Consider the following 15,148-nt stretch of genomic DNA (forward strand, 5'->3'; position numbering starts at 1 on the left):
CTCGGCCAGCGAGAAGGTGTTGATGCCGCTGCCGTAAGGCATTGCGCGCAGCCCCAAGCGACGGTGCGCGCGATCGTTTCACTCATGCCCGAGGCAGTCCCCGGGAGGGAGGTTCGCCTTCAGCACTCTGGCCAAGCATAGCGCCCAGCTAGAACCATTCGACAAATTGTTGCCAAGTATCTTTTACAGCAGGTCTTTTATCAACAACTCAGCCACCTGCACCGCGTTGAGCGCCGCGCCCTTGCGCACGTTATCCGACGTCAGCCACATATTCAGCTCCGACGGATCATCGATGCCGCCGCGCACGCGGCCGATATAGACCACATCCTGCCCCACCGCATCACCCACCGGCGTCGGATAATCACCCGCCTCCACCAGCTCGATGCCGGGGGCCGCTTCCAGGGCGGCGTTGACCTTCGCCAGGTCGACGGGACCGGCAGACTCCACGGTCACGCTAAAGCTATCGCCAAAAAACACCGGGGCTTGAATGCAAGTCGCGGAAATCTTTAACAAAGGTTGCTCCAGCACTTGGCGCAGCTCACTCACCAGTCGCTTTTCCAGTGGGGTATGGCCCTGCGCATCGGGACTACCCACTTGGGCCAACAGGTTGAACGCCATCTGCCGGTCGAAGAACGTCGGTTCGAGCGGACGGGCGTTGAGCAATTCCGCCGTCTGGCGCGCCAGTTCAGTGACCGCAACGCGGCCTTGGGCCGATACGGCGAGGCTGGCAGTCAGGCTCACGCGCTGGATATCCAGGCATTGGCGCAACGGTGCCAAGGCAACGGCCAGGACCGTCGCCGAGGGGCTGGGGCTGCTGACCTGCACGGGCCTGGACAGGTTCGCCAGCAGGTGCGGGTTGGCCTCCGGTACGATCTGCGGCGCCTGTTCGGCCGGCAGCGCACCGGACAGGTCGATCAGCGCGCAGCCGGCCGCCGTGGCGCGCGGAGCGAAGCTCAGAGTGACCGCCGGCCCCGCCGCGAAAAACGCCAGTTGGACTTTGCTGAAATCGAACTCATCGACCTCGCGCACCCGCACGTTTTTACTCCGGAACATCACCGAGCTGCCCGCTGACTCGCTGCTGGCCAACAGGTGCAGGTTGCCGATCGGGAAGTCGCGCTCTTCAAGAATCTGGACGAGGGTTTCGCCGACAGTACCGGTGGCGCCGATCACGGCAATATCAAAGGACTGGCTCATGGGTCTACCTCAGGTAAAACGTGGGGAGCGGCACTTTACCGGGTGGTGGGTGGGCAGGCAATTGGCGGGAAGTTTGTGGTGACCGTGGCGGCCCCTTCGCGAGCAGGCTCGCTCCCACATTGGATCTTCAGTGAACACAAAACCTGTGGAAGCGAGCCTGCTCGTGAAGGGGCCGGTCCAGACACCCAAAAACTGCCCCAATAAAAAACCCGCACCTCTTACAAGGCGCGGGTTCTTTCACAGCGACAATCGATCAACGCTCGAGCAAAATCCGCAGCATGCGGCGCAGCGGTTCGGCCGCGCCCCACAACAGTTGGTCGCCAACGGTGAAGGCACCGACGAACTGCGAGCCCATGTTCAGTTTGCGCAAGCGGCCCACTGGCACGTTCAGGGTGCCGTTGACCTTGGTCGGGCTCAGCTCCTGCATGCTGGTTTCACGGTTGTTCGGCACCAGCTTGACCCACGGGTTGTGCTGGCTGATCAAGCCTTCGATGTCGGCGATCGGCACGTCTTTGTTCAGCTTGATGGTCAGCGCCTGGCTGTGGCAACGCATGGCGCCGATGCGCACGCAGATGCCGTCCACCGGGATCGGGCTCTTGAAGCGGCCCAGGATCTTGTTGGTCTCGGCCTGGGCCTTCCATTCTTCACGGCTCTGGCCGTTCGGCAGTTCCTTGTCGATCCAAGGGATCAGGCTGCCGGCCAGCGGCACGCCGAAATTCTCGGTCGGGTAGGCATCGCTGCGCATCGCTTCGGCGACCTTGCGGTCGATGTCCAGGATGGCACTGGCCGGATTCGCCAGCTCGTCAGCCACGGCGCCGTGAGTCACGCCCATTTGCTTGATCAGCTCGCGCATGTGCTGCGCGCCGCCACCGGAGGCTGCCTGATAGGTCATGGCGCTCATCCACTCCACCAGGCCCGCTTCGAACAGGCCGCCCAGACCCATCAGCATCAGGCTGACGGTGCAGTTGCCGCCGATGTAGTTCTTGGTGCCCGCATCCAGCTGCTGGTCGATGACCTTGCGGTTGACCGGGTCGAGGATGATCACCGCGTCGTCCTGCATGCGCAGGCTGGAAGCGGCATCGATCCAGTAACCCTGCCAGCCGGCTTCACGCAGTTTCGGGAAGACTTCGCTGGTGTAGTCGCCGCCCTGGCAGGTCAAAATCACGTCGAGGGTCTTGAGCTCGTCGATGCTGTAGGCATCCTTGAGCGCACCGGTGTCCTTGCCCACGGACGGGCCCTGGCCACCCACGTTGGAAGTGGTGAAGAACACCGGCTCAATGAGATCGAAATCCTGCTCTTCCAGCATTCGCTGCATGAGCACGGAACCGACCATGCCGCGCCAACCGATCAGACCTACACGTTTCATCGCAACTACACCTATACAAAAGTGGGCCACCGTCGAGGCGGTGGGCCCGAAAGATTACAGATTCCGCAGCGCGGCGACTACTGCATCGCCCATTTGCTGCGTACCGACTTTGGTACAGCCTTGCGACCAGATATCACCGGTGCGCAAGCCTTGGTCCAGGACCACGCTGACGGCTTTTTCGATCGCGTCGGCGGCATCGTTCAAGTTGAAGCTGTAGCGCAGCATCATCGACACCGACAGGATGGTCGCCAACGGGTTGGCAATGCCCTGCCCGGCGATGTCCGGCGCCGAACCGTGGCACGGCTCGTACATGCCCTTGTTGTTGGCGTCCAGGGAGGCCGACGGCAGCATGCCGATGGAACCGGTGAGCATTGACGCTTCGTCGGACAGGATGTCGCCGAACATGTTGTCGGTGACGATCACGTCGAACTGCTTCGGCGCACGCACCAGTTGCATCGCCGCGTTGTCGACGTACATGTGGCTCAGTTCGATGTCCGGGTAATCCTTGGCCACCTGCTCGACCACTTCGCGCCACAGTTGGCTGGAAGCCAGCACGTTGGCCTTGTCCACCGAGCACAGTTTCTTGCCCCGCACGCGAGCCATGTCGAAGCCGACCCGGGCGATACGGCGGATTTCGCTTTCGCTGTATGGTAGGGTGTCGTAGGCCTGGCGCTCGCCATTCTCCAGCTCACGGGTGCCGCGCGGGGCGCCGAAGTAGATACCGCCGGTCAGTTCGCGGACGATGAGGATGTCCAGGCCCGAGACGATTTCCGGCTTCAGGCTCGACGCGTCGGCCAGTTGCGGATAAAGGATCGCCGGACGCAGGTTGCCAAACAGACCCAGTTGCGCACGAATCTTCAGAAGGCCGCGCTCCGGGCGGATGTCGCGTTCGATCTTGTCCCATTTCGGGCCGCCCACGGCGCCCAGCAGCACGGCATCGGCGGCACGGGCACGGTCCAGGGTTTCATCGGCCAGGGGTACGCCGTGCTTGTCGATGGCCGCGCCACCGATGACGTCGTGGCTGAGTTCGAAGCCCAGGCCGTACTTGTCGTTCGCCAACTCCAGGACCTTGACCGCCTCGGCCATGATTTCCGGGCCGATGCCGTCACCTGGGAGAATCAGAATCTGTTTGCTCATGCTTTCCTCGTTTGTTCGGTTTTCGGCACAACCCCTGGGGCCGACCGGTGAAAATCTTATCGCTCGGCCCACAGCACCAGCACATCTGTACTGAACGAACCATCGGCCTCAATCTGAAAATATTCACGCACTTCGTCGCCCATCGAACGCTGCAGCTCAAGAATCGCCGCACGCATCACCTCGGGGGTGCGCATGCGCTCGACCCAGGACTGGTACTCCAGGCGCAGGCGCTGGCGCGACGTGCTGCGAGTGTGCAGCCCCGCTTCGCTGACCTGGCGCAACCATTCGGCGGCCGAATAGTCGCGCACATGGCTGGTGTCGCGCAGCACTTCGATGCTTTGCAGGTAGGTGTCCAGTAACGGCGTGCCAGGCGACAGGATATCGATGAACGCTACCACCCCGCCCGGCTTGAGCACCCGGCGCACTTCCCGCAATGCCAGGCCGAGGTCGCTCCAATGATGCGCCGAATAGCGGCTGAACACGAAGTCGAACTCAGCGTCGGCGAACGGCAACCGCTCGGCGGCGCCACGGACCGTGCTGATATTGCCCAGGCCACGCTCGGCAGCCGCCGCCGTCACCACGTCGAGCATCTGCTGGGACAGATCGTACGCCACCACCTCACCGGCCAGCGGCGCCACGTGGAAACTCACATGGCCGGCGCCGCAACCCAGGTCCAGCACACGGGCATCGCCACGACCGGCCAGCTCGGCCTGTAGCAGGGCGAACTCGGTGCCCTGGGCGTGCACGGCACTGCTCAGGTAGGCCGAGGCCTGTTCACCGAATTGCTTTTGGACGACTTGGCTGTGGGCGGTGCTGGTCATGTGTGGCTTCCTTTTGGGTGTTGTGTTGCCTGGGTGGGCCTCATCGCGAGCAAGCTCGCTCCCACAGGGATTTTGGGTGTTCACAAACACCTGTGGGAGCGAGCTTGCTCGCGATGAGGCCGGTACTGCCTACATCAATCCATCAAGCATCGCGAAACAACCAAGGCTGGCTCGCCCGATGCTTGGCCTCGAACGCGGCAATTGCCTCGCCGTCCTGCAAGGTCAGGCCGATGTCATCCAGGCCATTGAGCAGGCAATGCTTGCGAAACGCATCGATCTCGAAACCCAGCACCTTGCCGTCGGGACGGGTCACCGTCTGCGCGGCCAGGTCGATCTGCAATTGATAACCAGGATTGGCCTCGACCTGCTGGAACAGCTCGTCCACTTCGGCATCGCTGAGGATGATCGGCAGCAGGCCGTTCTTGAAGCTGTTGTTGAAGAAAATGTCGGCGTAACTCGGCGCGATGATGCTGCGGAAACCGTACTCTTCCAGGGCCCACGGCGCGTGCTCGCGGCTCGAGCCGCAGCCGAAGTTCTCACGGGCCAGCAACACGCTTGCGCCTTGGTAGCGCTCGGCGTTGAGCACGAAGTCCTTGTTCAGCGGACGCTTGGAGTTGTCCTGGTACGGCTGGCCGACATCCAGGTAGCGCCATTCGTCGAACAGGTTCGGGCCGAAGCCGGTGCGCTTGATGGATTTCAAGAATTGCTTGGGGATGATCTGGTCGGTGTCGACATTGGCACGATCCAAAGGCGCGACAAGACCGGTGTGCTGGGTAAAAGCTTTCATGCTGCGCTCCTTCAGATCAATTCGCGGACGTCGACGAAACGGCCGTTGACAGCTGCTGCAGCGGCCATCGCCGGGCTAACCAGGTGCGTACGACCACCGGCACCCTGACGGCCTTCGAAATTTCGGTTGGACGTCGAGGCGCAATGCTCGCCCGACTCCAGGCGGTCCGGGTTCATTGCCAGGCACATCGAGCAACCCGGCTCGCGCCATTCGAAACCGGCTTCGAGGAAAATCTTGTCCAGCCCTTCCGCTTCGGCCTGGGCCTTCACCAGGCCCGAGCCCGGCACCACGATGGCCTGTTTGATGGTCGAGGCGACCTTGCGGCCCTTGGCGATGACCGCCGCGGCGCGCAGGTCCTCAATCCGCGAGTTGGTGCAGGAGCCGATGAAAACACGGTCGAGCTGAATGTCGGTGATCGCCTGGTTGGCGCTCAAGCCCATGTACTTCAAGGCACGGACAATGGAGTCGCGCTTGACCAGGTCCGTTTCCTTGGCCGGATCCGGCACGTTCTGGTCCACTGCCAGGACCATTTCCGGCGAAGTGCCCCAGCTGACTTGCGGCTTGATCTGCGTCGCATCGAGCTCGACCACAGTGTCGAATTTGGCGTCCGGGTCAGAGACCAGGTCTTTCCAGGCTTCGACCGCCATGTCCCACTCCGCGCCTTTTGGCGAGAACGGACGGCCCTTGACGTATTCGACGGTTTTTTCATCGGCGGCCACCAACCCGACGCGCGCGCCGGCTTCGATGGACATGTTGCAGATGGTCATGCGGCCCTCGACGGACAAGTCGCGGATCGCGCTGCCGGCGAACTCGATGGCATGGCCGTTACCGCCAGCGGTACCGATCTTGCCGATCACGGCCAGGACGATGTCCTTGGCGGTCACGCCGAACGGCAACTTGCCCTCGACGCGCACCAGCATGTTTTTCATTTTCTTGGCGACCAGGCACTGGGTGGCCAGCACGTGCTCGACCTCGGAAGTGCCGATGCCGTGGGCCAAGGCGCCGAATGCGCCGTGGGTCGAGGTATGGGAGTCACCGCAGACCACGGTCATGCCGGGCAAGGTCGCGCCTTGCTCCGGGCCGATGACGTGGACGATGCCCTGGCGCACGTCGTTCATCTTGAATTCAACGATGCCGTATTCATCACAGTTGTCGTCGAGGGTCTGGACTTGAAGACGCGAGACCTGGTCGGCAATGGCTTCGATGCCGCCCTTGCGCTCCGGGGTGGTCGGTACGTTGTGGTCCGGGGTGGCGATGTTGGCATCGATGCGCCAAGGCTTGCGCCCAGCCAGGCGCAGGCCTTCAAAGGCTTGCGGCGAAGTCACTTCATGGATGATGTGACGGTCGATGTAGATCAGCGCCGAGCCATCGTCGCGCTGCTTGACCAAATGCGAATCCCAGAGCTTGTCGTAGAGCGTTTTGCCGGCCATCACACGGTTTCCTCATCAGCTTGTTTCTATGCCCTGGGTCTTGAGTGAGTAAATGACCCCTTGGCTTGTGAGGCTGATGTTATGAGGCTACATTAAATAACTCAAATTCATATTTTTCATGCTTTGCATAACCAACAGGAATTCGACCGGTACGGCCATGGACTTAGCCAACCTCAACGCCTTTATTGCCATCGCCGAGACCGGCAGTTTCTCCGGAGCCGGCGAGCGCCTGCACCTCACCCAGCCCGCTATCAGCAAGCGTATTGCCGGGCTGGAACAACAGCTCAATGTGCGCCTCTTCGACCGGCTGGGCCGTGAAATCGGCCTGACCGAAGCCGGCCGGGCGCTGCTGCCCCGGGCCTATCAGATTCTCAACGTGCTCGACGACACCCGCCGCGCCCTGACCAATCTGACCGGCGAAGTGACCGGGCGGCTGACCCTCGCCACCAGTCACCACATCGGCTTGCATCGCCTGCCCTCCTTATTAAGGGAATTCACCCGACGCTACCCACAGGTGGCATTGGATATTCAGTTCCTTGATTCGGAAGTGGCCTACGAGGAAATCCTTCACGGTCGCGCGGAACTCGCTGTCATCACCCTCGCCCCCGAGCCCCACGCACTGGTAAGGGCCAAGCCGGTGTGGGATGACCCGCTGGATTTCGTCGTAGCGCCGGAACATGTGCTGCTGGAAAACGGCGCAGTGAGCCTGGCGGACATCGCCTTGCATCCGGCGGTGTTCCCTGGCGGCAATACCTTCACCCATCACATCGTCCAGCGACTGTTCGAAGCCCAAGGCCTGACCCCGAACATCGCCATGAGCACGAATTATCTGGAAACCATAAAGATGATGGTCTCCATCGGCCTGGCCTGGAGCGTCCTGCCGCGCACCATGCTCGACGAACAGGTGGCGCGCATTCCTTTGCCGGGCATACAGCTCAGTCGCCAGCTAGGCTATATCGTGCACACCGAACGGACGCTGTCGAATGCAGCACGGGCTTTCATGGCTCTACTGGACGCACAAATCGATCTGCCAGGGACAAGGGCATAAGTTGTGCTACTCCTATAGGGCCACTACGCCTGTGCATCACACCCACCCGCCCAAGGCCCGCTAGAGAATGCCCAAACCCGCCGACCATCTTCCGCCCCTGCCGCGTATCCAGGCGCTCGACCCGAAGCGGTCCGAGCAAAGCTGGGACAGCGCGCCACAGCTGCTGGCCGCCCTGAACGGAGCGCGGCTGGGGGCCTGGTCGTGGGACATCGATACCGGGCAGATCAGTTGGTCCCGAGGCACCCAGGCACTGTTCGGCTTCGATCCGCGCCAACCGTTACCCGCCGACGTGGACTACCTCGATCTGTTGCTGCCCGAGGACCGGGCCCGGGCCATGCGCGCGTTTCACGCGGCGGTGGCCGGCGCACCGCTCGAGCAGGCCATGCACCACCGAATCGTCTGGCCCGACGGCAGCCTGCATTGGCTGGAAATCAGCGGCAGCGTATTGCCCGACAAACATGGCCGTCCACGCATGATCGGGGTCATTCGCGAGATCACCCACCAGCGCGAACGGGAACAGGCGCTGCGCAGCTCGGAAAAACGCTTCGCCACGCTTTTTCATCTTTGCCCGAACATGGTCTTGCTGACCCGCCAGGAGGACGGCCTGATCAGCGAAGCCAACCAGTATTTCGAAAGCCTGTTCGGCTGGCCGGTTCACGATGTGATTGGCCGCACCACTCTGGAACTGGGCCTGTGGGTCGACCCCAGGCAACGGGCGAAGCTGGTGGAGGCGACCAAGGCCAAAGGCGAACTGGTGAGCATGGAAGTGGAGTTCCGGGCCAGTAATGGCCAGGTCCACAACGGCATCCTCAGCGCGCAGAAAGTCGAACTCGAAGGCCAACCGTACCTGCTGAGCACGTTCCTCGATACCACCGAGCGCAAACTCGCCGAACAGGCCCTCAAGGACAGCCAGGAACGCCTGGACCTGGCCCTCGACTCGGCGCAACTGGGCACCTGGGACTGGCACATTCCCAGCGGCATGCTCTACGGTTCGGCCCGGGCCGCGCAGCTCCATGGCCTGGAGCCCAAAGCCTTTCATGAATCGTTCGACGCATTTTTCGAGGGCGTACCCACCGAAGAACGCAACAACATGCGCAACGCCTACCGCAGCCTGCGCGAAGGCCCGGCGGGCAACTATCAATTGACCTATCGCGTGCAGCTGCCGGACGGCAGCTCACGCTATCTGGAGAGCCGCGCCCGCCTCTACCGCGACGACGACGGCAGCCCCTTGCGCATGGCCGGCACTTTGCTCGACATCACCGATCAGGTGGAGCGCGAACAGAGCCTGGCGGCATCGGAAGAAAAATTCGCCACACTGTTCCAGGTCAGCCCCGACCCGATCTGCGTGACCCACCAGGACGATGGCAGATTCCTGGAAATCAACTCCAGCTTCACCCAGACCTTCGGCTGGGCGGCCAGCGACGTCATCGGCCGCAGCGCCGACGAGATTGGTCTGTGGGACGCGTCCGGCAGCAGCCTGCAACGCATCGAACGGGTGATCCGCGAGCAATCGCTGAGCAATGTCGCCATCGTCGTCCACCACAAGAACGGCCAGCCGCTGACCTGCGTGATTTCCAGCCGGCAGATCCACGTCGGCAACCAGCCCTGCATCGTCACCACCCTGCGGGACATCACCCAGCAGCAGCGTTCCGAGGCGGCGCTCAAGGCCAGCGAGGAAAAATTCGCCAAGGCTTTCCACTCCAGCCCTGACGCCATCACCATCACTGAATGCGAAAGCGGCCGCTACCTTGAGGTCAACGACGGTTTCTGCCGCCTCACTGGCTATCGCGCCGACGAAGTGGTCGGCCACACAGTGTACGAAGTCGGCATCTGGGCCGAGGAAAAACAACGCACGGCGCTGCTGGCAGAGCTACAGCTCAAGGGCCGGGTCGTTCATCAGGAAATGCTCGGGCGCAACAAGCGTGGGGAAATCCTCACGGTGGAAGTGTCGGTGGAACCCATCACGCTCAACGAGACCGCCTGTCTGCTGCTGACAGCCCGGGACGTCAGCCTGCTGCGCAACGCCGAAGCGCAGATCCGCCACCTGGCCTATCACGACCCACTCACCAACCTGCCCAACCGGGCGTTGTTGATGGACCGCTTGAGCCAGCAGATCGCCTTGCTCAAGCGCCACAGCCTTCGCGGAGCCCTGCTGTTCCTCGACCTGGACCACTTCAAGCACATCAATGACTCCCTCGGCCATCCGGTGGGCGATACGGTGCTGAAGATCATCACCGCACGCCTCGAAGCCAGCGTGCGCCTCGAAGACACCGTGGCGCGGCTGGGTGGCGACGAGTTCGTGGTACTGCTCAGCGGCCTCGAAGGCACACGGGCCGCAGTCAGCGAACAGGTACAGAACCTGGCCGACACCCTGCGTGACCTGCTCTCGGAACCGATGTTCCTGGACGGCCAACGGCTTCAAGTTACCCCCAGCATTGGCATGGCGCTGATTCCGGACCACGGCTCCACCCCGACCGACCTGCTCAAGCGCGCCGACATTGCCCTCTACCGCGCCAAGGACTCGGGGCGCAACACGTCGCAGATGTTCCACGCCACCATGCAAAAAGCCGCGAGCGAGCGACTGCGCATGGAAACCGACTTGCGCCAGGCCCTGGCTCGCAACGAGTTCAGTTTGCATTTCCAGCCCCAGATCGATGCCCGGGACAACCGCATCATCGGCGCCGAAGCCCTGGTCCGTTGGAATCATCCGGACCTGGGTGCGCAGTCGCCCAACGAGTTCATCAAGGTGCTGGAAGACAGCGGCTTGATCCTGGAGGTCGGGACCTGGATCCTCGATGAAGCCTGCAACGGCTTCAAGCAGTTGATCGCCAAGGGCAAGGTCGATCCGCAGCGCTTCAAATTGTGCGTCAACATCAGCCCACGGCAGTTTCGCCAGAGTGATTTCGTCGAACGCATCGAAAGCAGCCTCTCCCGTCACGGCCTGCCCTATTGCGTGCTCAAACTGGAAATCACCGAAGGCATCGTAATCCAGAACCTGGACGACACCATCGGCAAGATGCGTCGCCTCAAGAAACTGGGCGTGAGCTTCGCCATGGATGATTTCGGCACGGGATACTCGTCGCTGACGTACCTCAAACGCCTACCGGTCGACACGTTGAAAATCGATCAATCCTTCGTGCGGGACGCCACCAGCGACCCCAACGACGCCGAAATCATCCGCGCCATCGTGGCCATGGCCCGTAGCCTGAACCTGGAAATGATCGCCGAAGGGGTGGAGACGCTGGAACAATTGCAGTTCCTGCAGGGGCTCGATTGTCATTTGTACCAGGGTTACCTGCACAGCCGGCCGTTGCCGCTGGAGGCGTTTGAGCGGTTGTTGCCCTAATTCTGAACCGCAATACAAGACGGGCTTTTGTGGCGAGGGGATTTATCCCCGCTGGGTTGCGAAGCAGCCCCAAAAAAGAACAGACGACGCTGTTTAGCCTGACACGCCGAGGCGACGGCTTTTAGGGCTGCTTCGCAGCCCAGCGGGGATAAATCCCCTCGCCACGATTAATCTTCCACCGATCTCAAAAATGAAGAAGGGCGCCATTCGGCGCCCTTCTTCAATTGCGATGGATCAATTCTCCAGCGCGGGTTTTTGCTGCGCACCGTTGATCGGGATGCGCTTGGCTTTCGCCTCTTCCGGTACCACGCGCAACAGGTCGATGCTCAACAGACCGTTGCTCAGGCCGGCGGCCTTGATCTCGATATGATCCGCCAACCGGAAGGACAGCTTGAACGCCCGCTGGGCGATGCCTTGGTGCAGGTAGGTCACGCTGTCGTTGCTGGCCTCGCGCTTGCCGCCGCTGATGGTCAGCACACCTTTTTCCACTTGCAGGTCCAGGTCTTCTTCCCGGAACCCGGCAGCGGCGACTACGATGCGGTATTCGTCATCGCCGTGTTTTTCCACGTTGTAGGGTGGATAACTGCTGCCCGGTTCGTTGCGCAGTGCGGTTTCGAACAGGTCGTTGAAACGGTCGAAGCCCACCGAGGAACGGAACAGAGGGGCCAGCGAAAATGCAGTACTCATGATTCAAATCTCCTGAAAGTTCAGCAAGGTTTTTTGTCTCCGCGACCCGAATTCGGCATCGCGTACCCCCTATCTAGGGTCCGCCAAAAACTTTTCAAGAGCTTTTCCTGAGATTTTTTTCAGGCCGCTTCGGTGCGCTGCACACCCAATAAATGGCCCACCGCATCCAGTTCCGTTTCTCGCCGTAGCGCGCCGAACAACTCCACGGCTTCGGGGTAATTGCGGGTCAGCATGGCCAGCCATTGCTTCAAGCGACCCGGCGCCTGGCGAGGGGTCAATTGCTCCACCACCTGTACCCAGAAATCCTGGAGCATCGGTTGCAGGTCGGCCCAAGACATCTCGATAACCTCTTCACCCGCCCGGGCGGCGGCGATCTGCCGCGCCAGGTCGGGACGGGAGACCAGTCCACGGCCAAGCATGATGTCTTCGACACCGCTGATTTCCCGGCACCGACGCCAGTCATCGACGCACCAGATATCGCCGTTGGCGAACACCGGCACCTTGACCACTTCCTGGACGCGGGGAATCCACTCCCAGTGGGCCGGTGGCTTATAGCCGTCGACCTTGGTCCGCGCATGCACGACGATGTGCGCCGCGCCGCCCTCGGCCAGCGCCGTGGCGCAGACCAGCGCGCCGTCCGGGCTGTCGAAACCCAGGCGCATCTTCGCCGTAACCGGAATGTGCTTGGGCACCGCACGACGGACATGTTCCACGATTTCGTTGAGCAGCTCTGGCTCCTTGAGCAACACCGCCCCGCCCCGTGACTTGTTCACTGTCTTGGCCGGGCAACCGAAATTCAAGTCGATCACCTCGGAGCCCAGCTCGCAGGCCAGCGCCGCGTTTTCCGCCAGGCATACCGGGTCGGAACCGAGCAACTGCACACGCAGGGGCACACCCGCCGCTGTCTGGGCACCGGTCAACAGTTCAGGGGCAAGCTTATGGAAATAGGCCGGCGTGAGCAGACGGTCGTTGACGCGAATGAACTCGGTGACGCACCAGTCGATACCGCCAACACGGGTCAGGACGTCCCGCAGGATGTTGTCGACCAACCCCTCCATGGGCGCCAAGGCAATTTGCATGGGAAACACACTCAACGAAAAAACGTGCGGCAGTTTAGCGGATTTCCTTCACAAAATCGGAATTCACCACGAATCACTGTGGGAGCGAGCCTGCTCGCAATGGCGGTGTATCAGCTTGGGAAGATGCTGGATGTGCCGCCGCCATCGCGAGCAAGCTCGCTCCCACACCGACTACAAGGCGCCCACAAAACCGGAATCCACCACCAAACCCTGTGGGAGCGAGCCTGCTCGCGATGGCGGTGGGTCAGTCTATAAAGAGGCCAGATGAATTCAGCGCCACGCCATAACCTTCGATGAACTCCGGCGGCATGCGCTTGGGCCGGCCGGTAGACAGTTCGATGCAGACGAAAGTGGTCTGGGCCCGCAGCAATGTGGTGTTATCACTGGGACGGACCAGCTGGAAATGCCGGGTCATTTTCAGGCGCTGGTCCCAGTCGACGATCCAGGTCCCCAACTGCAATTCGTCGCCCTCGTAGGCGGCCGCCAGATAATCGATTTCATGCCGCACCACCGCCATGGCCCGATCCAGTCGCCGGTATTCCACCAGATCCAGGCCCAGGCGCTGGGAATGCCGCCACGCGCAACGCTCCAGCCAGGTGACGTACACCGCGTTGTTGGCGTGGCCTAGCCCATCGATATCTTCTGGATTGACCTGAAGATCAATAATGAACGGCGTTGCCCGATCCCAGCCCATGCCCCTCTCCCGGTCGAATTTGGATCGGGGCAGTGTAACGGAAGCTCAAGCCGATTGCCGCGCTTGCAAGCTGCGCCCCGCCAGCAGTGATAACACGCCATCAATGACACGGGGATCGGCCAGGACTCGCTGGTGTCCACCCTCGGACAACCGCAGCAAGCGACTGTCGAACCAGGCTTCATGGATCAGTTGCGATTCCCTGACCGAAACCGACGTATCGTCCTCGGCATGGACTATCAACCCTGGAATATCCAGCTGGTATTGCGCAACATCCATCTTCGAAGCCTGCATGCCCACATCCTGCTCCACCTGGCGAATGAAAGCCGAGCGGGCCCTGGCGGGCATTCCCATCATCCGGGCGAACCCACGCAGCACGCCGAGGATCCGCGCAGGCGCGGCGATGCTGACCAGCGTCTCGGTCCGCAAGCCCAACTGGACCGCCAGCATGGCACTGGCGCCACCCATGGAGTGACCGATCACCGCTTGCAGCGGTGGCAATTCAGCTGCGGCTTCGAGCATCGCCCGGGCAAACAACAGGACGTTGGCTTCGTGGCCCGGCGAGCGACCATGGGCCGGTCCGTCCAGCGCCACCACGGTATAACCGGCATCCACCAGCGCGGTTATCAAGGCCGCGAACTGCGTCGGCCGTCCTTCCCAGCCATGCATCAGCAGGACCGCCGGGCCTTTGCCCCAGCGCAAGGCAGACAGGCCGAAACGCAAGGTAATGCGCTCGGACGAGGCAAGCAATGGCAATTCCCAGGCCCTCGGTGGCAGGTTGCGTGGACTCATGAAGACCCTGCGCATTTTCTTCGCCACCAGGCGCGGTGCTATCCAACCAAGGGTGCCATTGACGCCACGAATCCAGCTCAACCTGTCCATGCTCATCTCCAGGGCTTGCGCCTTAGCTCAGCGCACCGCCGACTTGGCGGCGCGCAGCAAACGATCCGATAACTCACCCGGGCCCAATGCCCGTGCCAGCGCCAGGCCGCCGACCATCAAGGCAATGTCAGCCAGGGCTTTGTCCGCGTCTTCGGGGCTGGCGGCCAATTGCGCGACCATCAGCTCGACATGCTCATTGAGCACCTCACGAAATGCATCCGGCAGCCGCCCGAGCTCGCCGACCGATGCCGGAATCGGACACGCCTGCTCGGTTGAATCGCGGTGCTTGCGCGACAAGTAGAAGGCCGCGACCAAGGCGCGCCGTTCTTCACCCGTCAGCTCGGCATCCATGTCGGCGATCAAGCCACGGCGGCGGTTCAGCAACTGCTTGAACGCCTCCAGCATCAAGGCGTCCTTGCTTTCGAAATGAGCGTAGAAACCACCCACCGTTAGCCCGGCCGCCCCCATCACCTCGCCCACGCTCGGCTCGGCCGGCCCGCGCTGGATCAGCGCATCGCTGGCGGCCTTGAGAATGCGTTCGCGGGTCTGTGCTTTTTTATCGCTCATCGTTGCCTCCGAATATTACGATTGAAATATTATTCTCATAATAAATTTTCGCAAGCGAAATGTTGACCGCCGGTCAGAAGTATTTTCAGGAGAATAGGAAATTGGCTGAACGC

The 15,148-nt window shown here is 61.8% G+C and carries 13 protein-coding genes; 2 read left to right on the forward strand and 11 right to left on the reverse strand.

What is annotated here, in order from left to right:
- Positions 1-183: 183 nt before the first annotated feature.
- The 6 genes from M1D68_RS16920 to leuC form a co-directional block, all read right to left on the reverse strand.
- A complete protein-coding gene (locus M1D68_RS16920) occupies positions 184-1,194 on the reverse strand; it encodes an aspartate-semialdehyde dehydrogenase (protein ID WP_457967837.1) in 1,011 nt (336 codons plus the stop codon).
- 253 nt (positions 1,195-1,447) lie between these two features.
- Positions 1,448-2,560, reverse strand: a complete 1,113-nt coding sequence (gene asd / locus M1D68_RS16925) for an aspartate-semialdehyde dehydrogenase (protein WP_420765686.1) — start codon at positions 2,558-2,560, stop codon at positions 1,448-1,450.
- A gap of 54 nt (positions 2,561-2,614) precedes the next feature.
- Complete coding sequence (gene leuB, locus M1D68_RS16930; protein WP_063320312.1) at positions 2,615-3,697, reverse strand: 3-isopropylmalate dehydrogenase; 1,083 nt, start codon at positions 3,695-3,697, stop codon at positions 2,615-2,617.
- A 56-nt stretch (positions 3,698-3,753) separates the two neighbouring features.
- Positions 3,754-4,518: a class I SAM-dependent methyltransferase gene (locus tag M1D68_RS16935; RefSeq protein WP_434559821.1), complete on the reverse strand. Its 765-nt coding sequence runs from the start codon at positions 4,516-4,518 to the stop codon at positions 3,754-3,756.
- A 142-nt stretch (positions 4,519-4,660) separates the two neighbouring features.
- The gene (gene leuD / locus M1D68_RS16940) at positions 4,661-5,305 is read right to left on the reverse strand and encodes a 3-isopropylmalate dehydratase small subunit (protein WP_030142033.1); all 645 of its coding nucleotides are present in this window, start codon (positions 5,303-5,305) and stop codon (positions 4,661-4,663) included.
- Positions 5,306-5,316: 11 nt separating this feature from the next.
- Positions 5,317-6,735: a 3-isopropylmalate dehydratase large subunit gene (gene leuC / locus M1D68_RS16945; protein WP_420765684.1), complete on the reverse strand. Its 1,419-nt coding sequence runs from the start codon at positions 6,733-6,735 to the stop codon at positions 5,317-5,319.
- A gap of 157 nt (positions 6,736-6,892) precedes the next feature.
- On the opposite strand from leuC, the gene M1D68_RS16950 reads away from it, so the two are divergent.
- A complete protein-coding gene (locus M1D68_RS16950; RefSeq protein ID WP_434606885.1) occupies positions 6,893-7,783 on the forward strand; it encodes a LysR family transcriptional regulator in 891 nt (296 codons plus the stop codon).
- Positions 7,784-7,850: 67 nt separating this feature from the next.
- Positions 7,851-11,129, forward strand: coding sequence for a PAS domain S-box protein (locus tag M1D68_RS16955; protein WP_457967840.1), 3,279 nt, complete (start codon positions 7,851-7,853; stop codon positions 11,127-11,129).
- 234 nt (positions 11,130-11,363) lie between these two features.
- On the opposite strand, the gene M1D68_RS16960 is transcribed toward M1D68_RS16955, so the two are convergent.
- The 5 genes from M1D68_RS16960 to M1D68_RS16980 form a co-directional block, all read right to left on the reverse strand.
- The gene (locus tag M1D68_RS16960; protein WP_420765681.1) at positions 11,364-11,816 is read right to left on the reverse strand and encodes an Hsp20 family protein; all 453 of its coding nucleotides are present in this window, start codon (positions 11,814-11,816) and stop codon (positions 11,364-11,366) included.
- A gap of 119 nt (positions 11,817-11,935) precedes the next feature.
- On the reverse strand, positions 11,936-12,895 hold the full coding sequence (locus M1D68_RS16965) for a tRNA dihydrouridine synthase (RefSeq protein ID WP_420765680.1): 960 nt from the start codon (positions 12,893-12,895) through the stop codon (positions 11,936-11,938).
- Between the two features lie 244 nt (positions 12,896-13,139).
- A complete protein-coding gene (locus tag M1D68_RS16970) occupies positions 13,140-13,589 on the reverse strand; it encodes an acyl-CoA thioesterase (protein WP_434559825.1) in 450 nt (149 codons plus the stop codon).
- Between the two features lie 45 nt (positions 13,590-13,634).
- On the reverse strand, positions 13,635-14,468 hold the full coding sequence (locus tag M1D68_RS16975; RefSeq protein WP_434606891.1) for an alpha/beta fold hydrolase: 834 nt from the start codon (positions 14,466-14,468) through the stop codon (positions 13,635-13,637).
- Between the two features lie 27 nt (positions 14,469-14,495).
- On the reverse strand, positions 14,496-15,035 hold the full coding sequence (locus tag M1D68_RS16980; RefSeq protein ID WP_457967843.1) for a TetR/AcrR family transcriptional regulator: 540 nt from the start codon (positions 15,033-15,035) through the stop codon (positions 14,496-14,498).
- Between the last annotated feature and the right edge of the window lie 113 nt (positions 15,036-15,148).

This window comes from Pseudomonas sp. R4-84 (assembly GCF_054130985.1).

Bases quoted from the DNA above. Each gene is read 5' to 3' on its own strand.
- M1D68_RS16950 (WP_434606885.1), top strand. From the start codon at position 6,893: ATGGACTTAGCCAACCTCAACGCCTTTATTGCCATCGCCGAGACCGGC.
- M1D68_RS16975 (WP_434606891.1), bottom strand. From the start codon at position 14,468: ATGGACAGGTTGAGCTGGATTCGTGGCGTCAATGGCACCCTTGGTTGG.
- leuB (WP_063320312.1), bottom strand. From the start codon at position 3,697: ATGAGCAAACAGATTCTGATTCTCCCAGGTGACGGCATCGGCCCGGAA.
- M1D68_RS16955 (WP_457967840.1), top strand. From the start codon at position 7,851: ATGCCCAAACCCGCCGACCATCTTCCGCCCCTGCCGCGTATCCAGGCG.
- asd (WP_420765686.1), bottom strand. From the start codon at position 2,560: ATGAAACGTGTAGGTCTGATCGGTTGGCGCGGCATGGTCGGTTCCGTG.
- leuD (WP_030142033.1), bottom strand. From the start codon at position 5,305: ATGAAAGCTTTTACCCAGCACACCGGTCTTGTCGCGCCTTTGGATCGT.
- M1D68_RS16960 (WP_420765681.1), bottom strand. From the start codon at position 11,816: ATGAGTACTGCATTTTCGCTGGCCCCTCTGTTCCGTTCCTCGGTGGGC.
- M1D68_RS16920 (WP_457967837.1), bottom strand. From the start codon at position 1,194: ATGAGCCAGTCCTTTGATATTGCCGTGATCGGCGCCACCGGTACTGTC.
- M1D68_RS16935 (WP_434559821.1), bottom strand. From the start codon at position 4,518: ATGACCAGCACCGCCCACAGCCAAGTCGTCCAAAAGCAATTCGGTGAA.
- leuC (WP_420765684.1), bottom strand. From the start codon at position 6,735: ATGGCCGGCAAAACGCTCTACGACAAGCTCTGGGATTCGCATTTGGTC.
- M1D68_RS16965 (WP_420765680.1), bottom strand. From the start codon at position 12,895: ATGCAAATTGCCTTGGCGCCCATGGAGGGGTTGGTCGACAACATCCTG.
- M1D68_RS16970 (WP_434559825.1), bottom strand. From the start codon at position 13,589: ATGGGCTGGGATCGGGCAACGCCGTTCATTATTGATCTTCAGGTCAAT.
- M1D68_RS16980 (WP_457967843.1), bottom strand. From the start codon at position 15,035: ATGAGCGATAAAAAAGCACAGACCCGCGAACGCATTCTCAAGGCCGCC.